The sequence below is a fragment of the Nitrospira tepida genome (assembly GCF_947241125.1).
In the GTDB taxonomy this organism is placed as follows: Bacteria; Nitrospirota; Nitrospiria; order Nitrospirales; family Nitrospiraceae; genus Nitrospira_G; species Nitrospira_G tepida.
The window spans coordinates 635,703-653,832 of the sequence record NZ_OX365700.1 but is presented as its reverse complement, the minus strand read 5'-3'; the positions used below and the strand labels follow the sequence as shown (position 1 = coordinate 653,832).

Annotated in this window: 21 protein-coding genes, 1 tRNA gene and 1 pseudogene; 16 read left to right on the top strand and 7 right to left on the bottom strand. The window is 62.3% G+C overall.

Annotated elements, in window-relative coordinates; genetic code table 11:
* The first annotated feature begins 47 nt into the window (after nt 1–47).
* The 8 genes from QWI75_RS03230 to QWI75_RS03195 all read left to right on the top strand — a co-directional run bounded on the left by QWI75_RS03230 (nt 48) and on the right by QWI75_RS03195 (nt 5,019).
* Complete coding sequence (locus QWI75_RS03230) at nt 48–314, top strand: helix-turn-helix domain-containing protein (RefSeq protein ID WP_289267247.1); 267 nt, start codon at nt 48–50, stop codon at nt 312–314.
* A 23-nt stretch (nt 315–337) separates the two neighbouring features.
* Nucleotides 338–1,327, top strand: a complete 990-nt coding sequence (locus QWI75_RS03225; protein WP_289267246.1) for a replication initiation factor domain-containing protein — start codon at nt 338–340, stop codon at nt 1,325–1,327.
* 191 nt (nt 1,328–1,518) lie between these two features.
* Nucleotides 1,519–1,782, top strand: a complete 264-nt coding sequence (locus QWI75_RS03220; protein ID WP_289267245.1) for a hypothetical protein — start codon at nt 1,519–1,521, stop codon at nt 1,780–1,782.
* Between the two features lie 96 nt (nt 1,783–1,878).
* Nucleotides 1,879–3,096: a hypothetical protein gene (locus QWI75_RS03215; RefSeq protein WP_289267244.1), complete on the top strand. Its 1,218-nt coding sequence runs from the start codon at nt 1,879–1,881 to the stop codon at nt 3,094–3,096.
* The gene (locus tag QWI75_RS03210) at nt 3,097–3,372 is read left to right on the top strand and encodes a DUF2523 family protein (RefSeq protein WP_289267243.1); all 276 of its coding nucleotides are present in this window, start codon (nt 3,097–3,099) and stop codon (nt 3,370–3,372) included.
* A gap of 79 nt (nt 3,373–3,451) precedes the next feature.
* On the top strand, nt 3,452–4,453 hold the full coding sequence (locus tag QWI75_RS03205; RefSeq protein ID WP_289267242.1) for a zonular occludens toxin domain-containing protein: 1,002 nt from the start codon (nt 3,452–3,454) through the stop codon (nt 4,451–4,453).
* Between the two features lie 166 nt (nt 4,454–4,619).
* Entirely contained in the window at nt 4,620–4,823 is a 204-nt protein-coding gene (locus QWI75_RS03200) for a hypothetical protein (RefSeq protein WP_289267241.1), read from the top strand.
* Nucleotides 4,824–4,890: 67 nt separating this feature from the next.
* Nucleotides 4,891–5,019, top strand: a complete 129-nt coding sequence (locus QWI75_RS03195; protein WP_289267240.1) for a hypothetical protein — start codon at nt 4,891–4,893, stop codon at nt 5,017–5,019.
* Between the two features lie 2 nt (nt 5,020–5,021).
* Here QWI75_RS03195 and QWI75_RS03190 read toward each other — a convergent pair whose 3' ends face one another.
* Nucleotides 5,022–5,522 (bottom strand): JAB domain-containing protein, encoded by a 501-nt coding sequence (locus QWI75_RS03190; protein WP_289267239.1) that lies wholly within the window; start codon nt 5,520–5,522, stop codon nt 5,022–5,024.
* Between the two features lie 287 nt (nt 5,523–5,809).
* On the opposite strand from QWI75_RS03190, the gene QWI75_RS03185 reads away from it, so the two are divergent.
* Both QWI75_RS03185 and QWI75_RS03180 read left to right on the top strand, forming a co-directional pair.
* The gene (locus tag QWI75_RS03185) at nt 5,810–6,127 is read left to right on the top strand and encodes a helix-turn-helix domain-containing protein (protein ID WP_289267238.1); all 318 of its coding nucleotides are present in this window, start codon (nt 5,810–5,812) and stop codon (nt 6,125–6,127) included.
* Nucleotides 6,114–7,199, top strand: coding sequence for a tyrosine-type recombinase/integrase (locus QWI75_RS03180; protein WP_289267237.1), 1,086 nt, complete (start codon nt 6,114–6,116; stop codon nt 7,197–7,199). The genes QWI75_RS03185 and QWI75_RS03180 overlap by 14 nt, the downstream gene beginning before the upstream one ends.
* 6 nt (nt 7,200–7,205) lie before the next feature.
* On the opposite strand, the gene QWI75_RS03175 is transcribed toward QWI75_RS03180, so the two are convergent.
* The 6 genes from QWI75_RS03175 to QWI75_RS03150 form a co-directional block, all read right to left on the bottom strand.
* Nucleotides 7,206–7,282 (bottom strand) — tRNA-Arg (locus QWI75_RS03175).
* 64 nt (nt 7,283–7,346) lie between these two features.
* Nucleotides 7,347–7,877: a shikimate kinase gene (locus QWI75_RS03170; RefSeq protein ID WP_289267236.1), complete on the bottom strand. Its 531-nt coding sequence runs from the start codon at nt 7,875–7,877 to the stop codon at nt 7,347–7,349.
* Between the two features lie 62 nt (nt 7,878–7,939).
* Entirely contained in the window at nt 7,940–8,794 is an 855-nt protein-coding gene (locus QWI75_RS03165; protein ID WP_289271629.1) for a shikimate dehydrogenase, read from the bottom strand.
* 58 nt (nt 8,795–8,852) lie between these two features.
* Nucleotides 8,853–9,173, bottom strand: a complete 321-nt coding sequence (locus tag QWI75_RS03160; RefSeq protein WP_289267235.1) for a hypothetical protein — start codon at nt 9,171–9,173, stop codon at nt 8,853–8,855.
* Nucleotides 9,174–9,253: 80 nt separating this feature from the next.
* Entirely contained in the window at nt 9,254–10,009 is a 756-nt protein-coding gene (locus tag QWI75_RS03155; protein WP_289267234.1) for an SDR family NAD(P)-dependent oxidoreductase, read from the bottom strand.
* Entirely contained in the window at nt 10,006–10,911 is a 906-nt protein-coding gene (locus tag QWI75_RS03150; RefSeq protein ID WP_289267233.1) for a tRNA (adenine-N1)-methyltransferase, read from the bottom strand. Before QWI75_RS03150 ends, QWI75_RS03155 begins: the two co-directional genes overlap by 4 nt.
* Nucleotides 10,912–11,108: 197 nt before the next feature.
* Between QWI75_RS03150 and QWI75_RS03145 the strand changes: the two genes are divergently transcribed.
* The 6 genes and pseudogenes from QWI75_RS03145 to QWI75_RS03120 all read left to right on the top strand — a co-directional run bounded on the left by QWI75_RS03145 (nt 11,109) and on the right by QWI75_RS03120 (nt 18,101).
* Nucleotides 11,109–12,467, top strand: a complete 1,359-nt coding sequence (locus tag QWI75_RS03145) for an NfeD family protein (RefSeq protein WP_289267232.1) — start codon at nt 11,109–11,111, stop codon at nt 12,465–12,467.
* A gap of 1 nt (nt 12,468) precedes the next feature.
* Complete coding sequence (locus QWI75_RS03140; protein WP_289267231.1) at nt 12,469–13,242, top strand: slipin family protein; 774 nt, start codon at nt 12,469–12,471, stop codon at nt 13,240–13,242.
* Between the two features lie 858 nt (nt 13,243–14,100).
* Nucleotides 14,101–14,811: pseudogene (locus QWI75_RS22630) on the top strand (sigma-70 family RNA polymerase sigma factor); the annotation flags it as partial.
* A gap of 200 nt (nt 14,812–15,011) precedes the next feature.
* The gene (locus QWI75_RS03130; RefSeq protein WP_289267229.1) at nt 15,012–16,058 is read left to right on the top strand and encodes a S1C family serine protease; all 1,047 of its coding nucleotides are present in this window, start codon (nt 15,012–15,014) and stop codon (nt 16,056–16,058) included.
* A gap of 23 nt (nt 16,059–16,081) precedes the next feature.
* On the top strand, nt 16,082–16,852 hold the full coding sequence (gene lipB, locus QWI75_RS03125; RefSeq protein WP_289267228.1) for a lipoyl(octanoyl) transferase LipB: 771 nt from the start codon (nt 16,082–16,084) through the stop codon (nt 16,850–16,852).
* Nucleotides 16,842–18,101 carry a Glu/Leu/Phe/Val family dehydrogenase gene (locus QWI75_RS03120; protein WP_289267227.1) on the top strand — a complete coding sequence of 420 codons (1,260 nt, stop codon included), beginning with the start codon at nt 16,842–16,844 and terminating at the stop codon, nt 18,099–18,101. Before lipB ends, QWI75_RS03120 begins: the two co-directional genes overlap by 11 nt.
* Nucleotides 18,102–18,130: the final 29 nt, after the last annotated feature.

Sequence of the window (18,130 nt, the reverse complement as noted above, 5' to 3'; positions counted from 1 at the left end):
CCGGTAAGGTCAGCACCGTCATCAGCATCGTGAGAAGGAGACATCGCATGAAGCCAACATTCTTGTCCGTGAAGGAACTGGCTACTGTGCTCGGCATGAGTGTGGATTCTATCTATAGGGCCTATCGCAAGGGAGATATTCCCGCTGCCCAAATTTGCCGGACGTTGCGATTCGATTTGGGGAAAGTTCAGCGAGCCATGGAGATGAAGGCGAAGGCGATGCCGAACAGTCGGTGTTCGCGCAGCGCGACCGGCGGCGAGAGCCGGCGGCGCGCGGCCACCAGCCCCCGATCGGTAAGACGGGGGCGTTCATAGCTGATGCGATGAACGACCACACGATGGAGCCATCGCCCTTCACGCAGACGATCGATTGGCTGGCCTTCACGCTCCCGGAGGCCGCCGTCGAGGAGATCACCGACATGATCGGCGGAGACTGGTTCAAGACCGACACCGGCTTCCGGGGCTATCCCATCTCCTGGCTGACCTCGAACGGCCGGCAGGGGGTCGGGAAACTGGGGACGGGTGCTCATCGCAAGACCAAGGAAGTGCATGTGGACCTCTCGGCCGGGATCGTCTCGACCTGGCCGGAAGCCAAGGTTCGGACAGTCTTGGCCTGGATCTTCGAGCAACGAGGGCACGTGACGCGCTTGGATGTCGCCCTCGACGACCGACAGGCGCTCGTCGCAGTGAGCACGGTGAAACAGGCAGTTGATGCCGGACAGGCCGTGACCCGATCACAGAAGTTTCAGACCGTGGCGGCCTCCAACATGAGGGATGGGACCGCCAAGGGCGAGACGCTCTATTTCGGGAGCCGGGAGAGTCAGACGATGCTCCGGGTCTACGACAAGCGGCTCGAAATGGAACAAAAGGGACGGGAGGAGGCCAAAGAATTTGGCGTCCGCTGGGAATTGGAACTCAAGCAGGAGCGGGCGCAGGCCTGCGCCAAGGCCTTGATCAATCTTCAACCGGAGGATTGGCGGGAATTCCTGGTCGGGATACTGCGGTCCTATGTGGATTTCCGCGAGACATCCCGGGAGGCCGAGCCCTGGGAGAAGTACCGGGCGCCGCTGCTGCCCTGGTGGCAAGTCCTCACCGAAGGCTTCAAACGCTGCCGATTGGTGATCCAGAAGGTCCAACAGACGATCGAAACGGTCTGCCAATGGCTCGGCCAATCCGTGAGCGCCATGTTGGCCCTGGCCTATCGCCGCCGGGGCGAGGAGTTTTTGAAGGACTTGATCGTGATCGGGACCCAGAAATGGAAGGCCAAGCACTGGGCCCTGTTGAACGAAGGGCCGGAGAAAACGCCGTATGTATTGCATCCCGCCTAAACGGTACCGGGCGATGTGTCCCGGCTGTGGCGCTCGGGGCTGTTGCTGTCGGTGGCAGCAGGGCGCGCTCGTCCTGACCTGCCGGGAATGTGATTCGGAATTCATGTTTCGTCCAAAAGCTCGGTCAGAGGGCCGGGGCGAATGGATCAGAACTGTCTCTGATCCACCATCTCAACCAGGAGGGTCGTCACATGATGGTGAAAGTCGAAGGGAGCGTGCAGGCCTATGTGGAACGGAAGAGCAAGGACAACAAGCTCTTCCGCTCGGTGGATGTCTACGTGAAGGGGAAGGACCCGGGGACCCTCCGGTTGAACATTCCGGAAGAGAGTCTCGCCCTCGTCGAGCTCTGTAAGCAGATGGAAGGGAAGCCGGGCCGCGCGAGCGTCGAACTCCGCAAATTCGAGCAGACCGGCCGGATCTTCTTCGATCTCGTCGCGCTGGAGGCGATGAAGTAAGGGGTTGGATGGGAACGGAAGGCCAATGGACCCCACGGTGGTCGTCGTGATGGTGCTCCTGTTGGCCTTCCTCACCGGCCTCTTGGCAGGACGGCTATGAAGATCCTGGCGCTCGGCACTTATCTCACCGGTATCTGGCTGCTCCTCGGGGCCTTCTGTCTTGCGCCCATGGAAGCGTTGGCGCTCCAAACCACCCAATACGCCCGGGTCGTCGCCCAAGCCGAACGGATCGCCTATCTCGCGGCCAAGAAGAGCGACCTCGCAGCTAAGGTCGCGACGGCCGCGGTCGCGGCCACTCCCACTTCGACGGCGATTCGCTTGGTCGCCGGCCCGCTGGGCTGGGCGGCATTAGGCGTCTCCGCCGGCCTCGTGATTGCCCAGATCTACTACAGCCCATCGGATCTCCAAACCATCAAACAGGCCGCCACACCCGCCGGCTCCTGGACCATCACGCTGCCGACCACCGGTCCCTTCGTCGTACCAGGTCCCGCCTACAACAGCCAACAGGCGACGGTCTCCCAGACGATCGTGTTTCCCTGTCTCGGGGACGGCAATATCTATGATTGGATGGTCGGCCCCTATCCGGACCTCTCGCAGTCCTTCTATCAAGGTCCCCCGGTGGGGGCCGTGCGCGTCGGCAGCAACGGCTACTACGCCTGCCACTTTGCCGGTCAGGCCGGCACGGTCGAAGCGAACCCCGGAACACCGACCGAAGCGGGCATTCAGCAATATGTCGCGAGCTTGCCGGCGTCCGATCCGCAGTCGGTGGAATCCCATAGCACAGGGGTGGGCGTCGGGCAGACCCCGCAATCGGCTGACACGGTGGAGTCCCAGCCGGTCTCGCCGACCGAGATGCCGACGCAGGTGAAGCAGAAGCCGGTCCCGGCGGGCGACAGTGTCGTGGCCGACAATGTCCCCCCGCCCTCCGGCACCCAGCAGCAAACCACCGGCCAACAGCAGACGACGACCACGACCACCACGACGGAAAATCCGGACGGCTCGACCACGACACAGGAAGACACCGAGACGACCGTCTCCTGTCTCGGCGGAGCCCATGACAGCCGGACCTTTGGGACCGTGCTGGTGGAACATCAGGCGATCTGGAACAGCAGCGGCCTCTTGGCTGCGGTGAATCTCCTCAAGACGCTGACCTGGCCCTCGACCCTTCCGGTGATCAATCTCCCATCTTCCTTCTTCGGGAGCCAGGCGGTGGACTTCAATCACTGGGCCTGGTTCTTCACGGCCCTGCGGACCCTGGTCATCGCCGGCGCCTCGCTCATGGCCTACCGGATCATCTTCGTGGGAGGCCGGTAAATGACTGCGATCCTCTCGCTCATCTATTGCTGGCTCCAAGAGTTCTTCTTCTCGCTGTCCGACTGGGCGCTCGGGATCTGGGATTCGCTGCTCGGGGTCGTGGATCACGCCCTGGCCGGCCTGGGGAGTGCCAGCCTGGCCCTCCCGATCATTCCGAATGAATACGCCTGGGTGCTCGGCGCCACCGGCATGAGTCAGGCCCTCGCGATCGTGGCTGGCGCCATGGGCACCCGGTTCCTTCTCCAATCCATTCCGTTCGTGCGGTGGGGATCATGAAGACGATGGTCATGTTGTGGGCCTATTGGTGGACGGCCGTGCTCGCCTGGTCGATCTGGGTCCGGTTGCGGAGTCAACGATGATCGAACTCTACGAAGGGGTGCCCGGCTCGGGCAAGTCCTACCATGGGATTGCCGAAAAGTTCCTCCCCTGGGTCCGGCAAGGCCGACGGCTCTACATCTACGTGGACGGGATCTATTTGGACCGGCTGGCGCTGTTTACCGGCATCGATCTCGCCCATCTTCAACAACAGATCACGGTCTGGAAGGACTCCACCGAGGTCCTCTCCTCGTTCCCCCAGATTGAACCCGGCTCGGCCGTCATCATCGACGAAGCCCAAACGGTCTTCCGGTCCATGCAGAAGGTCGAGGCGGGTCTGCTCCGCTGGCTCGAAACCCATCGCCATTACGGCGTGGACATTCTGCTCATGTGTCAGGACTACCGGCAGATGTCCCAAGGCGTGACGCGCCTGATTGAGGCGACCATCCGGTTTCGCAAACTGAGTTTCGTCGGGCTCAATAAAAAGTATCAGGGCAAGGTCCGGGGGAATCCCGAAGACACGGAACTGATCCGCGCCTTCGTGGGCACCTATTCGCCGGCAGTCTATGCCTACTACTCCAGCTACGCGAACGCGGCCATTCACGAGGAACCACGCCGGCACAGTGTCCTGAAATCGGCTCGCGTGGTCGTGGGGATCGTGGCGGGTCTTTTCGCGCTGTCGCTCCTGCTCTGGCGGCCCTGGACGTCGCTGGAATCGGGCGTCGTGAAGGCCGGTACGGCTGGTGCGCCGCATGCGGGCGTGATGACGTCGGCTTCGGGGCCGGGGGCCGCTTCGTTTGGATCAGCACCGCTTGCCCCGGCAGGCACCGGCGCCGGTCTCACGATTCGCATCATCGGCGGGGGCGGCATGACCGACCCGCAGACCGATGAGGAGGTCTGGCGCTATCTCCTGGAGTCCGGCGAGCTGCTGACCGCAACCGAGATCGCGGGGCGGTACGGGCTCACGGTCCAGGAAGTCCACGAGAAGGGGTTCACGCGAGTGATCGGGGAGGGGATCGTCTATGGACGAAGCCGCGATTGAAACGCTGGCCTATTACACGGCGATCTTCTGGCTCGGCGGCTTTGCCGTGGGCCTGATCACGAAACTGATCCAGCCTCAGGGGCACTGAGGCGCCTTCCGCCGGAGGCGCACCCGGCGGCGCAGGATGGGCGTGGCCATCCAAGTCTGCTCACCAAGGAGGTGCGGTATGCGGTGGATGACGGGGCTCTTTTCGGTGTTGGCGACGCTGTGTCTGGCGGTGGGAGTGCCGGCGCTGTCCTACGCGCAGTTGTTCCCGGTGTCGGCGGATGTCGCCACGGTACGGGCTGACCTGTTGCTCTGGGCCACGGCGTTGATCGGCGTGGTGCTAGCCATCTACGCCTTCAAACGGGTGCGGGGCCTGGTCGGGTAAGGGATCCAACGACGGGCAGGCTGGCTCCAGCCTGTCCGTCTTTCAACCGCGACCGAACGAGGATGACATGACCGCCCAACAGATCACCAGTATCGGCAACACCCTCGCAACGGATCTGGCCGCCTGGGGCACGGCCGCGATCGGCATCGCGCTGATTGCCGCGGGCGCGGCTTGGATCTTGCGGCTCTTGCGCTAGGCTCAGGGCCACTCATGATCGGCGAAGCTGTACATCCGCTCCTCGGTCAGGATCAGATGGTCGAGGAGCGTGATCCCGAGCAACTCCCCGGCACTGCGCAGCCGGCTCGTCAGGGCGCGATCCTCGGGGCTCGGCGTGATATCGCCGGAGGGATGGTTGTGGGCGCAGAGACAGGCGCAGGCGTTCATCAGAATCAGCGGCTTAAACACCTCCCGGGGATGGACCAGGCTCATCGTGAGCGAACCGATCGAGACGACATTCACGCCGATGATCCCGTGCTTGGCATCCAAGCCACAGACGACAAACTGCTCCCGGTCCAGGCCCTCGAAACAGGGCCGGAGCAACGACGCCGCGCCGACGGAGGTCTGCACGGGCAGGTCCGGCTCGGTGCGTTGGACTCGTTCACGCACGAGCGTGACGCGATACAAGGGCACGGCATAGGGTTTCTTCCGACCGACTGGCTGAACGACCAGGGAACCGTTGTGCGGACTGTCACTGGCCACGTGAGCCTCCTTCTTCAAAGATGTTTTAGCCCCACCCTTCACCAAGCCAAGGGTGGGGCGTCGAAGGAGACGCGGGCCGGCGCTCTCGCAGGGGCAAGGCCTGGAGCGCACAATTCATTGAAGACCCACGTGGAAGGCCGGGCCCCTGCTCCGTGGCGCCGACTCGCCCCCGCTGGGGGTTCCTCCTCAACCAGCGCCGGCGGCCACGCGGGCGCCTCGATCCCAGACCGCTGGGGGTCCGGGGGTGTCGCGAGACTCCCCCGATTCGTTCCCAATGCACAACTCCCATGCTGCTGACCATCCGAGACCTTTCGCGGCAGCTCCAGATCAAACCCGCCACGCTCTATGCCTGGGCGGCAGCCGGCAAGATTCCCTGCCTGAAGATTCACGGGGTGCTCCGATTCGATCCCAAGGCTGTGCAGGAGTGGCTCACCAGCTTTGCCGTTCGTTGCGAACCGTTCCCCCTGCAGCTCGAGCTCCAAGAGCAAGGAGATTCGGTCGATGAGCTGATTGCGAGGGCGAAACGCGCCGTCTATACTTCCCGGCGCGGAAGACCAGACCAAGACAGGGCCAATGGAAAGGAGATTAGGAATGGCTCTGTATAAACGAGGCGAGGTCTGGTGGATGCGTTTTAGTTATCAGGGCAAACAGGTCCGCCGGTCTACAGAAGTGACAGATAAGAAACTGGCGAAGCGGATCTATGACAAGGTGCTCGGACAAATCGCCGAAGGCAAATGGTTTGAGCGGACCGTTGGAGAGGACAAAACCGTGAAACAACTCCTCGAACGGTATCTGACGGACCATTCCGCAAGAAACAAGGCGTCCATGACCTACAGGCGCGACAAGAGCCTTGCAAACCATCTGCTCGCGTCGTTCGGCGATTTAACTCTCGTCCAGGTTCGTCCCGCATTCTTGGCCGAGTACAAGGCGCGTCGACGAAAGGAGGAGGCATCGCCCAAGACCATCAACAGCGAACTCACGTTACTGAGTCACGCGTTTGAGCTCGCGATGAAAGAATGGGAATGGGCGAACCACAATCCAGTGAAGAAGGTGTCTCGTGAGAAAGTACATAATCTGATCGAGCGGTGGTTGACGCCTGAGGAAGAGAAACGGCTCCTGGAGGCTTCTCCGACTTGGCTCCGAGAGATCATCCTCTTCGCGATCCACACCGGGCTTCGGCAGAGCGAGATTCTGAACCTGCAATGGGACCGAGTCGACCTCTTTCGGAGAACGATCACCCTGCTCGAACAAAAAAATCGCTGCAAGGATACCCTGCCGGTGAATGCGACCGCGTTGGAGATCCTCAAAGCGCGAGCACGGGTGCGATCGGCCTCAACGGAGTATGTTTTTCATAACGAGGCGCATCACCGGCGAGATGCACGAGACCTGCTTCGAGCGTTTTATCCGGCCATGAAGAAAGCCAAGATCGAGCGGTTCCGATTCCACGACTTGCGGCACACCTTCGCCACTCGGCTGGTGCAAGCCGGGGTCGATCTGTACACCGTTCAGAAACTCGGACGGTGGAAGACCATCTCGATGGTGATGCGGTACGCCCATCACCATCCGGAGAGTTTGCGGGCTGGAATCGAAGTGCTAGATCAGGACCGGATGGGGCCTAGCACAAAATTAGCACAAACTGCGGGATCACCAGGGGTCGAAGGTTCTGCAACCTTCTGATTTATTTGGTGCGCCCGGCAGGAATTGAACCTGCGACCTGCGGGTTCGAAGCCCGACGCTCTATCCAACTGAGCTACGGGCGCACTGGCCGCTATTTGAACCACTGGGTGAGCACGCTGTCAAGAAGCGCCTGCCGATTGAAGCGGCTCACTGAACCGGTGCCCTGTCCGCTGCGCTTTGCACGGCCGCGATCACGCGATCGGCGATCTCGTCCGGCGTCAACTCATCCGTGCGGATCACCTGATCGGCCGCCGCCTGATACTTGGGAAGGCGTTGCTGCAAGACCTCCTCGATTTCATCCACGAACGATTTGGTGCCGGTCAGCGAAGGCCGTTGATCATCGCCCCCGATGCGCCGCGCGATGGTCTTGACCTCCGCCGTGAGCCACACGAGTACCCCGCTCGCTTTCAAGGCCCGCACATTCTCTTCGCGTAGAATGGCCCCGCCGCCCGTGTCGATCACGAGCCGGTCCCTGGCTCCCAAATCGCGGCAGACTTCAGATTCCCGATCGCGAAAGGGTTCCCACCCATACCGTTGGACGATCTCGGGTATCGTGGCGCCTTCTCGCCTGACGATCTCCGCGTCGGTCGAGACCGCCTCATAGCCCAATCGCTGCGCCAGCAGTTTGGCGACGGTGCTTTTGCCCGTTCCTCGATAGCCGATCAGGACGATGTTCATCGTCAATTGTGAAGAATGAGGAGTAAGGAGTGAAAGGGCGCCGCAGTCATGTCGGGATTTTCTCACGCGAACTTCGATTCGAGCACTTGCCGCATGACCGTCGCGGGCGCCTTCTGCCCCGTCCAGAGCTCGAATTGCTCGACCGCTTGATTGAGAAACATCTCCAGCCCTGGAATCACCCGGCAACCCGCTGCCTTGGCTTCGCGCAACAGTCTGGTCTCGCGCGGATTGTACACGATGTCCATCACGGCCAGCGCCGGATGCAACAGGGCCGCCGGCACACAGGTGGCCTCCACCTTCGGCGACATCCCGACGGGCGTGCACTGGATCAGGATCTGCGTGTCGGGCAAGGCCCCGCGTAGATGCCGTTCATCCAGGTACCCATCTTCGAGCTTCACATCGGTGGCCGCCGCCAGGTCCCGAACCAATTTCCTCCTCTCTTCCTCATCAATACCCAAAACGGTGAGCCGTTGCAATTCGGCGCGGGCCGCCAACCCGAAGGCAATCGCGCGGGCCGCCCCCCCGGAGCCGAGCAGGAGCACATGCCGGCCTTTAAGCGCAACATCCGCTTCACGCAGCGCTCGCAGCGCCCCACCGGCGTCGGTATTGTAGCCGCCGAGCTTGCCGTCGCGCAGAACGATCGTGTTCACGGCCCCAATCCGGCGCGCCGTCTCGTCTATCTCGTCCAGGTGCGCCATCACGGAGACCTTGTGGGGAATGGTGACGCTGAAGCCGCCCGCGTTGCCAAGCGATCTGATGCCGCGGATCGCGTCGTCGATCCGTTCAACCCTAAAGGCCAGGTAGACGTAATTCAAGCCGCAGGCTTGAAACGCGGCGTTGTGGATGCTGGGCGAGAGCGAATGTTCGACGGGGTTGCCGATGACGCCGCACCACTTCGTGTGAGCGTTGATCTCCATCACTCATTAGCCTCCGTCGTCTCTCCGCGCCTGACGCGACAGCCTGCTCTCATTTCAGTCATTTGGCCTTCTTCGCCACCACTTGGGCTTGGTACTGGCTTCCGACCACCTTATAGGTCACGGTCACCGCATCGCCCTTCTTGAGATCGCCCACGCTCTTCAGCGCTTCCCCTTTGAACTGGGTTTGGTCGTTGGCGACGAAGGTGAAGCGGGTGCCGCCTCCTTCTTTCAGGACGGCAAATTTCTTTGCCCCCACATCGACGGAGAGGACCGTGCCGGCAAACTCGACAACCTGTTGGGCCATGGCTTGGATCGGCATCCCAAGCCAGAGGGTCACGGTCAGGACGATACCGATCAGCAGCCGCCCGGTCGGCCACATAGCCAATTGATCGGATCGTTGATTGGAGTGTTTGGCGCGCGGCTCCATAAGACACCTCGCCTGTGATGTAATCGGCACTCTCATCTGATCGTCCGCCCCCCGTCGATCGCGAAGGTGGCTCCGGTCACCCAGGTGGCTTCGTCGGAAGCCAAATAGACCAACATATGTGCAATCTCTTCCGGCCGGCCTGGCCGCCGCAGCAGGTATTCGCCCAGGACCTGCGCCGCCCGCTCCCTGTCCTGAAGGAGACTCGTGGCCATCGGTGTATCGACCAGCCCCGGGTTCACCACATTGCACCGGATATTCTGCTCCGCATATTCCGCGGCGAGTGCCCGCGTGAGCGCATCGAGCGCTCCCTTCGTGGCCGCGTAGGCCGCTCCATAGGGGATGCCGACCAGGCTTGCAATGGACGACACATTGATGATGCTTCCGCCGCCGCCGGCGATCATGTCGGAAATCGCCGCCCTCGTGAAACGAAACACTCCGGTGAGATTGACGTCGATCAACTGATCCCAGGTGGCGTCGTCGGTTTCATGCAGCTTCTTGCCGAAGGCGCCGATTCCCGCATTGTTCACCAGACAATCAAGCCGTCCGAATCGCCGCAGGGTATGGCTGACCGTTTCGCGGGCATGGGTCTCGTCGGTCACGGAGCCGGCCACCGCCAATACGCGCCCGCCCGCCTGTTCCAAGTCGCGCGCCACTCGGTCCAATTCCTCCTTGCGCCGTCCGGTAAGCGTCACCGCCGCCCCTTCCCGAACGAAGGCTCTGGCGACGGCTTCGCCGATGCCTGCGTTGCCGCCGGTGATGATCGCGACCTTGCCGTCAAGCCGCTTCACGGCTCATCCTCCCCCTCTTGGTCGCCCTCGTCATCCTGGTTCATCGTCGCCGCCTCGTCGGCCTCGAGTTGATCCGGATCGGACGACCCTGCCGCTCCGGTTCGAGCTTCTAACAGGGCTTCGACCTTGCGCGCCACCGTGATAAAGCCGGAATGCGCCACCATACGATGATCGGGCCGGACGCTCCGGCCCTGAATGTTCCAGGTGCGCAACAGGGTCTCGAAGGTTTGAATCATGCCGAACACGGCGGCCCGTTCCAGTGCCTCGACCGTCTGCATGACCTGGGGCACTGTCGGCACATAACTCAAATACACGCCGCCCGATCGCAGCGCCGATACGGCATGGGGCACGACCCTCCAGGGCTCCGGCAGGTCCAATACCAGCCGGTCGAATTGGTCCTCTTCGGGATGAAGCACGATACCTTCATAGACATCGCGCCGCTCCTGACGCAGGTTGGGAACCTCCCCCATGTACCGCTGGATGTTGGCGGCCGCGGTTCGCGCGAAGTCCTCGCGGGCTTCATAGGTCACCACGCTGCCTCGGTGCCCGACCGCGCGCAGGAGGGCCATCGTCAGGGCGCCCGATCCGGTGCCGGCTTCCAAGACCTTGGCGCCGGGGTAAATGTCGGCCCAGATCGTAATCATGGCCAGGTCTTTGGGGTAGATCACCTGGGCACCCCGGGGCATTTTCAACACATATTCCCCGAGGGTCGGACGCACGGCCAGCATGCGGCGGCCTCGCGCGAGAGTCACGAGGCTCCCGTCCGGCCGGCCGATGATCGCGTCGTGCGTTATGGTTTCGCCGCTCAATTGAAAGGTCTCGCCTGCCTTGAGGGTCAAGGCGTAGTGGCGGGCTTTCCGGTCCACCAGATGGATCCGGTCGCCGCTCTGTAAGGTCAGCATGTCGTCTCCGAGATGATCACGATCACCATGAATACTCTTGTGCGGCATTCTAGGAGACGGCTCTTCGCCATTGCAACCGGCGGGACCCCGTGGGCCGCTTCCTTGACAGGCCTGCGATGGGCTCGTAAGATTTTCTCCCGAGTTCAGCCGAGCGTGTCGTTCCGCGAACCGGCGCTCCCACGGAGGATGGTCCGAGCATGCCGTACCGACGGCCTCCATGTCGTCCCCAGACACCAGCCGGCCTCGTGCCAGGAGCGGGCCTGTGTTTGCTGCTTTTGACCTGGGTGCTCTGGTTCTGGCTGCTCACCCCGGGCTCGGCCATCGCCGGCTCGCAGGTAGTGGTGGCCTCGTATGAAGGAGTGATCAACCCGGTGGCGGCGGAATATGTGCGCGATGCGCTCGACTATGCGTCGGCCGTCCAGGCGCAGGCGCTGATTCTCCAGCTCGATACCCCGGGGGGCCTCGACACCTCCATGCGCTCCATCATCAAGGACTTCACGGCTTCGCCGATTCCGGTCATCCTGTATGTCGCTCCGTCCGGAGGCCGGGCCGCGTCGGCCGGCGTGTTTCTCACGCTTGCCGCCCATCTCGCCGCCATGGCACCCGGCACGAATATCGGCGCCGCCCATCCGGTCGCGATGGGGGGCGGTGAAATGGACAAGACGATGAAGGAAAAGGTGGAGAACGATTCGGCCGCCTACATCAAATCCTTGGCCGAGCAGCATGGCCGCAACGTGAAATGGGCCGAGGACGCAGTGCGAAAGAGCGTCTCCGCGACTGAAAAGGAAGCGCTTTCCCTGAAGATCATCGATCTGGTGGCCGAGGACCTTCCTGCCCTGCTCAAGGCGATCGACGGACGGGCGGTGATGGTGGGCAACCGAAAGGTCACGCTCCACACGGCGCAGTCGTCCATGGAGCCCTTCTCCATGAGCCTGCGACTGCACATTCTCAAGACACTCAGCGATCCGAACATCGCCTATATCCTGATGACCTTGGGGACGGTCGGACTCCTCGCGGAACTCTACAACCCCGGCGCCATTCTGCCCGGTGTCGTGGGGGCGATCAGCTTGATTCTGGCCTTTTATTCCTTTCAGTCCCTACCGGTGAACTATGCCGGCGTCCTGCTGATTCTCCTGGGGATCGTGTTTTTCATCCTGGAAGCGTTGGTCGTGAGCTTCGGGATCTTGGCCATCGGGGGCGTGACCGCGATGGTGCTGGGCTCGCTGATGCTCATGAAGACCGACGCGGAGTTTCTTCAAATCTCCTGGTCGGTCATCATTCCGGTCGTGGCGGCCGCCGCGGGCCTCTCGCTGTTGATCGTCGGGGTCGGCCTGCGCGCCCTGCGGCGCAAGCCCATGACCGGTCTGGAAGAAATGATCGGCCTGGTGGGCGAGGCCAGGACGACGGTGGCTCCCCGCGGCCAGATCGTGATTCACGGCGAACTCTGGGACGCGGTCAGCGAAGTTCCGCTTCAACCGGGCGACGCCGCCGAAGTGACGCGCGTGGAGGGATTGCGCCTCCACGTGAAACCGGTTCTCCGGAGAAAAGAGGCATAAGATGGGGCTTACAGGACTGGTGCTGGTCCTTCTATTCTTTCTGCTCATCGCCAAGCTGACGTTCAATGTCCTGCCGGAGTACGAACGCGCGGTGATTTTCAGGCTCGGGCGTCTCTCCCAGGGTTTGGTCGGCGCCAACGGGCCTGGACTGGTCGTGATCCTGCCCTTTATCGACCGGCTAGTGCGTGTCAGCCTCAGGACCGTGGTCATGGACGTCCCTCCGCAAGACGTCATCACCAAGGACAACGTGACGGTCAAAGTCAACGCCGTCATTTATTTCCGGGTCGTCGATCCGGAACGCGCCGTGATCCAGGTGGAAGATTACTTCACGGCCACGTCCATGATGTCTCAAACCACCCTGCGCAGCGTGTTGGGCCAGGCCCAGCTTGACGAATTGCTGTCCAAGCGCGAGGAGATCAACGCGAGCCTGCAACAAATCATCGACCAACAGACGGAACCCTGGGGCATCAAAGTCACCGCCGTGGAGGTTAAGAACGTCGACCTTCCGCAAGAGATGCAACGGGCGATTGCGCGCCAGGCGGAGGCCGAACGGGAGCGGCGGGCGAAGGTCATTCACGCCGAAGGGGAATTTCAGGCGGCGCAGCGCTTGGCCGATGCGGCCAGAGTCATGAGCCAGGAAACCGCGGCCTTGCAACTGCGGTATCTCCAGACGCTCGTGGAAATCGCGACCGAAAAGAACTCCACCATCATCTTTCCGATCCCCGTCGATACCCTCGCGCCTTTTCTCAAGCACCTGCCGGATCGCAACGCTTAACCAGTACGTGCCTCGTTACATTAGAGCTTTCTAATCAATTTCTAATCCCGGCCTTACCGTGCTGTGGCAAGGTTGCGACAACAACTGTGGCACCTATGCATCTCAGCGGGCGGGACATCCGGCGCAGCTCCTGTGTTCGTAGGGAAGACGGAGACATCTGATGACCAAGGGACGCGAGAGGAGTCGAGATGAATCGTTTGGCGAACTTCTGGCTCTTACATTAATGCGAGAAAAAGCAGGAGTGTAGCAGTTCGAGAAGCGGGCTTGAGCAAATGGCTCCTGCTAAAGGAGGGCACAGTGATTGCAGATCGACTGGGCACCATGGCACTTCGCAAACGACAAGACAATACGACCGTTCTGGTCGATATCGAACAGGACGACCCTGCCGCGAGCGAAATGCTCGAGGCGATCGCACAAGATAATCGACAGTCCGATCTTGCTCCTTCGGTCGAACCAAAACCAGCCGCGAAATCGTCCGTGCTTGGCGATCGATCGATGGAGCTCGAATCGGTCTATTTCCGTTCGTTCGACGCACGACCGCTTTTGACGAAAGCCGAAGAGGTGGCCTTGGCGCGCCGGACCGACGAAGGCACGCGCCTGATTCGATCCGCTCTCCGAGAGGCCGTGCAGGCCGCGTCCCGGACCAAGAAGTCTCCTGATACGGCACGTCTCATCGCGACCCTCGGCGAGACCAGAAAACTGAGCGGGTTCTCGGCTCCTGTTTTGGATCGAACCGAAAGCATCTTGCAGGCTCTTCAGGAGCTGGTGGAAAAGCAGGGCAAGGCTGGCGCGGCGGCGGCGAAACAGCTTCGCGAATGCCTCGCTCAAGTCCGGCGGGCCCGCATCACCCTGGAGCAGGCGAAAGACGAACTGGTCCGTTACAATCTGCGATTGGTCGTGGACGTGGCGAAACATTACACCAACCGCGGCCTCGGCCTGCTCGACCTCGTCCAGGAGGGCAATATCGGCTTGATGAAAGCGGCCGAGCGGTTCGAATTCCGAAAGGGTTTCAAGTTCAGCACCTATGCGACCTGGTGGATTAGGCAAGGCATCACGCGGGCGCTGGCGGATCAATCCAGGACGATCCGGGTGCCGGTCCATCAAACGGAGGCGTCCAACCGTATCCTCCGCACCTCGCGCCGCTTGGGCCAACAACTCGGACGTCCGGCCCGATTGGACGAGGTCGCCCATAGCCTGCGGATGCGGACCGACAAGCTGCAGGAAACGATGCTCGTGTTCCAGGAACCGATCGCGCTGGAGCACCCGGTGGGCGATGGAGAAACGCAGTTCGGCGAATTGCTGGCGGACCCGAACATCGTCCCGCCGGACTCGCACGTCAACCGAGCTGAACGCACCCGCGAGTTGGACCGCATCCTCGGCACACTCACGCCGCGCGAGCAACTCGTGATACGGATGCGGTTCGGCATCGGCCAGGACCAGCCTCGAACGCTGGAACAGGTCGGGCATCAGCTCTCGGTGACGCGCGAACGGATCCGGCAGATCGAGGCGAAGGCGCTCAAGAAACTCAAGAGCCCGGAAGTCCGCGAGATGCTGACGGCGATTCGTTGATCACGGCGCAGTATCCCTCGCGGGGCACGAAGAAAAGATGCGCCAAGGGGAGCTATCGCGGATACGAAAGAGAACGGTAAGGATACGATCAGGCGGGCGGGTGAGGCAGACGCTTCACCCGCCCGTCTTTTTTGGGCCTCCACTTGGGTCATTTCCCAAAAATATGAGAGAATATCGGCATCCATACGAGAGGCTGCCGTATGTTCCTTCGCCTGGCCCGGTGCTGTGTCCTGATCGGTATGATCCTCCAGAGCCCCCTGTGCCTGAACCTCAGTGCCTGGGCCTCTCCGCCGACCCCCGTTCCTGAGAAAACCCTGTCGGTCCCCGCCGTGGTGTCCAGCGTCCGGCCCTCCGTGGTGACCATCATGTCGCGCGGGGTCGCGCCGAGCCCGGCCCCTCATACGGCCTCTGCCGGGTCCGGCTCCGGCATCATCATCGATGCGGCCGGCTATATCCTCACAAACAATCACCTGGTTGAAGGGGTCAAGAGCGTGGTGGTCGGTCTCTCCACGGGACGGCTCACGCCGGGGCGCGTCGTCGCCCGCGACTTCCTGCTGGATCTCGCCCTGATCCGGATCAACGCCACCGATCTGGTCCCAGCCCGGTTGAGCGAAAGCCCGGCGCTGGAGATCGGTGAAACCGTGGTCGCGATCGGCAATCCGCTGGCGCTCAAGGGGGGATCGAGCGTCACCGTCGGAGTAGTCAGCGCGCTGGATCGCGCCGTCCTGGCTCCAAACGGCGAAACCCTGTACGACTTGATCCAGACCGACGCCGCCATCAATCCCGGAAGCAGCGGAGGTCCCTTGGTGGACCTGTCCGGACAGGTGGTCGGCATCAGCGTGGCGGTGGCCCCTTCCGCCCAGGCCATCAGTTACGCGATTTCGATGGGCGCCGTGTATCCCCATCTCCAATCCATGTTGGTGCGCGGTTCGATCATGAGACCGGACCTCGGCTTCATTCCGGTGACCGTGACTCCCAGCATCGCCGCCAGCTTCGGCCTCGAAGCCGATCGCGGCATTCTCGTTGCGCACGTGGACCCGGACAAGGCCGCGGCCCTGGCGGGGCTCAAGATGGGGGATGTGATCACCGGTGTCGATAACCATGCGATCTATAATATGGGTGATTTCTGGCACGCCTATCTGTCGCCGCGCGACCACAACCCCGCCCAACTCACCCTTCAAGGCAGGACGGGACAGGATACGGTCCCCTTGCCGCGCATGAACGGCGGCGCTCGTCCCAGTCCGTGATGCCCTGAGCCATGCCGCGAGCGATGCGACCTGAACCGACCATGGCCAATCCCGTGAGTGCCCGCCCTGCTTCCCGGGAAACCACCGACCAGGGCACGGCGCTGTTGGTCACTCCGGGGCGGCTGCCCTATGAACTGGTCTGGGAGACCCAACAGGCATGGGTGGAGCAGCGCCAGGTCGATCGTCTTCCCGATACGTTGTTGCTGCTGGAGCATGACCCCGTCTTTACGATGGGGCGCCGCACTGCCCAACCACATCGGGAACAGGCCGCACAGGTGACCGCCGCCCACGGCGTTCCGCTCCTGGAAGTCGATCGCGGCGGGTCCATCACCTATCATGGGCCGGGACAACTCGTCGCCTACCCGATCGTCCGTCTCATGCCCCCCTGCCATGGTCCAAAGGCCTACGTCGCGCGGCTGGAAACGATCATAATCAGGACGCTCGCCGAATGGGGCATCGAGGGGTTTCTGCGCCCCGGCCTGCACGGGGTCTGGGTCGATCTTTCCCACCCACGCAAGATCGCCTCCGTCGGCGTCCGCATCGTCAAGGGCGTGACCATGCACGGCCTCGCGCTCAATGTCTCGATGGATCTCACACCCTTCCGCTGGATCACCCCTTGCGGGATCGACGGCTGCGAGGTGACGTCTATGACGGACCTGTTGGGACGCGCCGTGGCGATCGACCACGTGCTTTCCCGGCTGGTCCATTGGTTTGCCGTCCTGTTTCAGTGGACCTGGACGGAACATCGGCAGACTTTGCATTCATCCCCGGAGAGGTTCTGTCATGCAGAATGAACTCGATACGCCCGCCTTTCGGCTGGCCGTCGCGCAATTCGACGAGGCGGCGAAGCGCATGAACCTGGATCGCAATCTGCACCAACGGCTGAAACTGCCTCAACGCTCGCTGATGGTCAGCATTCCGGTCCGCATGGACGACGGCCGCGTGGAGGTGTTCACGGGCTATCGCGTCCACCATGACATGTCTCGGGGCCCCTGCAAGGGCGGCATCCGCTACCACTTGGGTGTCACGCTTGGGGAGGTCGCGGCCCTGGCCATGTGGATGACCTGGAAATGCGCGCTGGCCGGCTTGCCGTACGGAGGCGCCAAGGGCGGCGTGAAGGTCAATCCCAAATCGCTGTCCCGCGACGAGCTGCAGCGCATGACCCGCCGCTATACGGCGGAGATTTTTCCGCTCATCGGGCCGGATCGCGACGTGCCGGCTCCGGATGTCGGCACGGATTCCCAGGTGATGGCCTGGATCATGGACACCTACAGCCAGCAGGTCGGCTATGCCTCCCCCGGCGTGGTGACCGGAAAACCCCTTTCGATCGGCGGAAGCCTCGGACGAGAAGATGCGACCGGACGCGGCGTCGTGGACGTGACGCTCGCCGCCATGAAACACCTGGAATTGGACCCGTCCCAGGCCACGGTCGCGATCCAGGGATTCGGCAACGTCGGATCGCACACAGCCCGCATCATGCAAGAAGCCGGCTTGAAGGTCGTGGCAGTCAGCGATGTCAACGGCGGCCTGTATAATCCCAAGGGCTTGGACATTCCGGACATCCTCAAACGTTACCGAGAGGAAGGCACGCCCCTGGGGAAAATCCGATCCGGTGATTGGATCACCAACGAAGACCTGCTGCAACTGCCCTGCACCGTCCTGGTGCCGGCGGCCCTGTCGGAACAGATCACGGGCAAGAACGCGGACAAACTCCGATGCCGCATCCTCGCTGAAGGCGCCAACGGTCCGACGACCATGGAGGCGGATGCCATCTTGGCCGAGAAAGGCATCTTCGTAATCCCCGACATCCTGGCGAACTCCGGCGGCGTCATCGTCTCGTATTTTGAATGGGTGCAGGACGCGCAACGGTTCGGCTGGAAGTCCAAAGACATTCAGGAGCGATTGCACGACATCATTACCGCCGCCTTCGCCAGGACCTTGGCCTTCGCGACGGAGCACAGGACCAGCATGCGAATGGCCGCCTTGATGGGCGGCATCGAGAAGGTCGCGCAAGCGCATCTCCATCGCGGGCTGTATCCATAGCTCGGCGCAGTCGAGCCTGGCGAGCGAGT

Excerpts from the sequence above, each read along its gene's own strand:
- QWI75_RS03205 (WP_289267242.1), top strand. The coding sequence starts at position 3,452 with ATGATCGAACTCTACGAAGGGGTGCCCGGCTCGGGCAAGTCCTACCAT.
- QWI75_RS03195 (WP_289267240.1), top strand. The coding sequence starts at position 4,891 with ATGACCGCCCAACAGATCACCAGTATCGGCAACACCCTCGCAACGGAT.
- lipB (WP_289267228.1), top strand. The coding sequence starts at position 16,082 with ATGCGACCTGAACCGACCATGGCCAATCCCGTGAGTGCCCGCCCTGCT.
- QWI75_RS03140 (WP_289267231.1), top strand. The coding sequence starts at position 12,469 with ATGGGGCTTACAGGACTGGTGCTGGTCCTTCTATTCTTTCTGCTCATC.
- QWI75_RS03200 (WP_289267241.1), top strand. The coding sequence starts at position 4,620 with ATGCGGTGGATGACGGGGCTCTTTTCGGTGTTGGCGACGCTGTGTCTG.
- QWI75_RS03120 (WP_289267227.1), top strand. The coding sequence starts at position 16,842 with ATGCAGAATGAACTCGATACGCCCGCCTTTCGGCTGGCCGTCGCGCAA.
- QWI75_RS03180 (WP_289267237.1), top strand. The coding sequence starts at position 6,114 with ATGGCTCTGTATAAACGAGGCGAGGTCTGGTGGATGCGTTTTAGTTAT.
- QWI75_RS03215 (WP_289267244.1), top strand. The coding sequence starts at position 1,879 with ATGAAGATCCTGGCGCTCGGCACTTATCTCACCGGTATCTGGCTGCTC.
- QWI75_RS03210 (WP_289267243.1), top strand. The coding sequence starts at position 3,097 with ATGACTGCGATCCTCTCGCTCATCTATTGCTGGCTCCAAGAGTTCTTC.
- QWI75_RS03150 (WP_289267233.1), bottom strand. The coding sequence starts at position 10,911 with ATGCTGACCTTACAGAGCGGCGACCGGATCCATCTGGTGGACCGGAAA.
- QWI75_RS03130 (WP_289267229.1), top strand. The coding sequence starts at position 15,012 with ATGTTCCTTCGCCTGGCCCGGTGCTGTGTCCTGATCGGTATGATCCTC.
- QWI75_RS03220 (WP_289267245.1), top strand. The coding sequence starts at position 1,519 with ATGATGGTGAAAGTCGAAGGGAGCGTGCAGGCCTATGTGGAACGGAAG.
- QWI75_RS03160 (WP_289267235.1), bottom strand. The coding sequence starts at position 9,173 with ATGTGGCCGACCGGGCGGCTGCTGATCGGTATCGTCCTGACCGTGACC.
- QWI75_RS03165 (WP_289271629.1), bottom strand. The coding sequence starts at position 8,794 with ATGGAGATCAACGCTCACACGAAGTGGTGCGGCGTCATCGGCAACCCC.
- QWI75_RS03170 (WP_289267236.1), bottom strand. The coding sequence starts at position 7,877 with ATGAACATCGTCCTGATCGGCTATCGAGGAACGGGCAAAAGCACCGTC.
- QWI75_RS03185 (WP_289267238.1), top strand. The coding sequence starts at position 5,810 with ATGCTGCTGACCATCCGAGACCTTTCGCGGCAGCTCCAGATCAAACCC.
- QWI75_RS03225 (WP_289267246.1), top strand. The coding sequence starts at position 338 with ATGGAGCCATCGCCCTTCACGCAGACGATCGATTGGCTGGCCTTCACG.
- QWI75_RS03230 (WP_289267247.1), top strand. The coding sequence starts at position 48 with ATGAAGCCAACATTCTTGTCCGTGAAGGAACTGGCTACTGTGCTCGGC.
- QWI75_RS03145 (WP_289267232.1), top strand. The coding sequence starts at position 11,109 with ATGCCGTACCGACGGCCTCCATGTCGTCCCCAGACACCAGCCGGCCTC.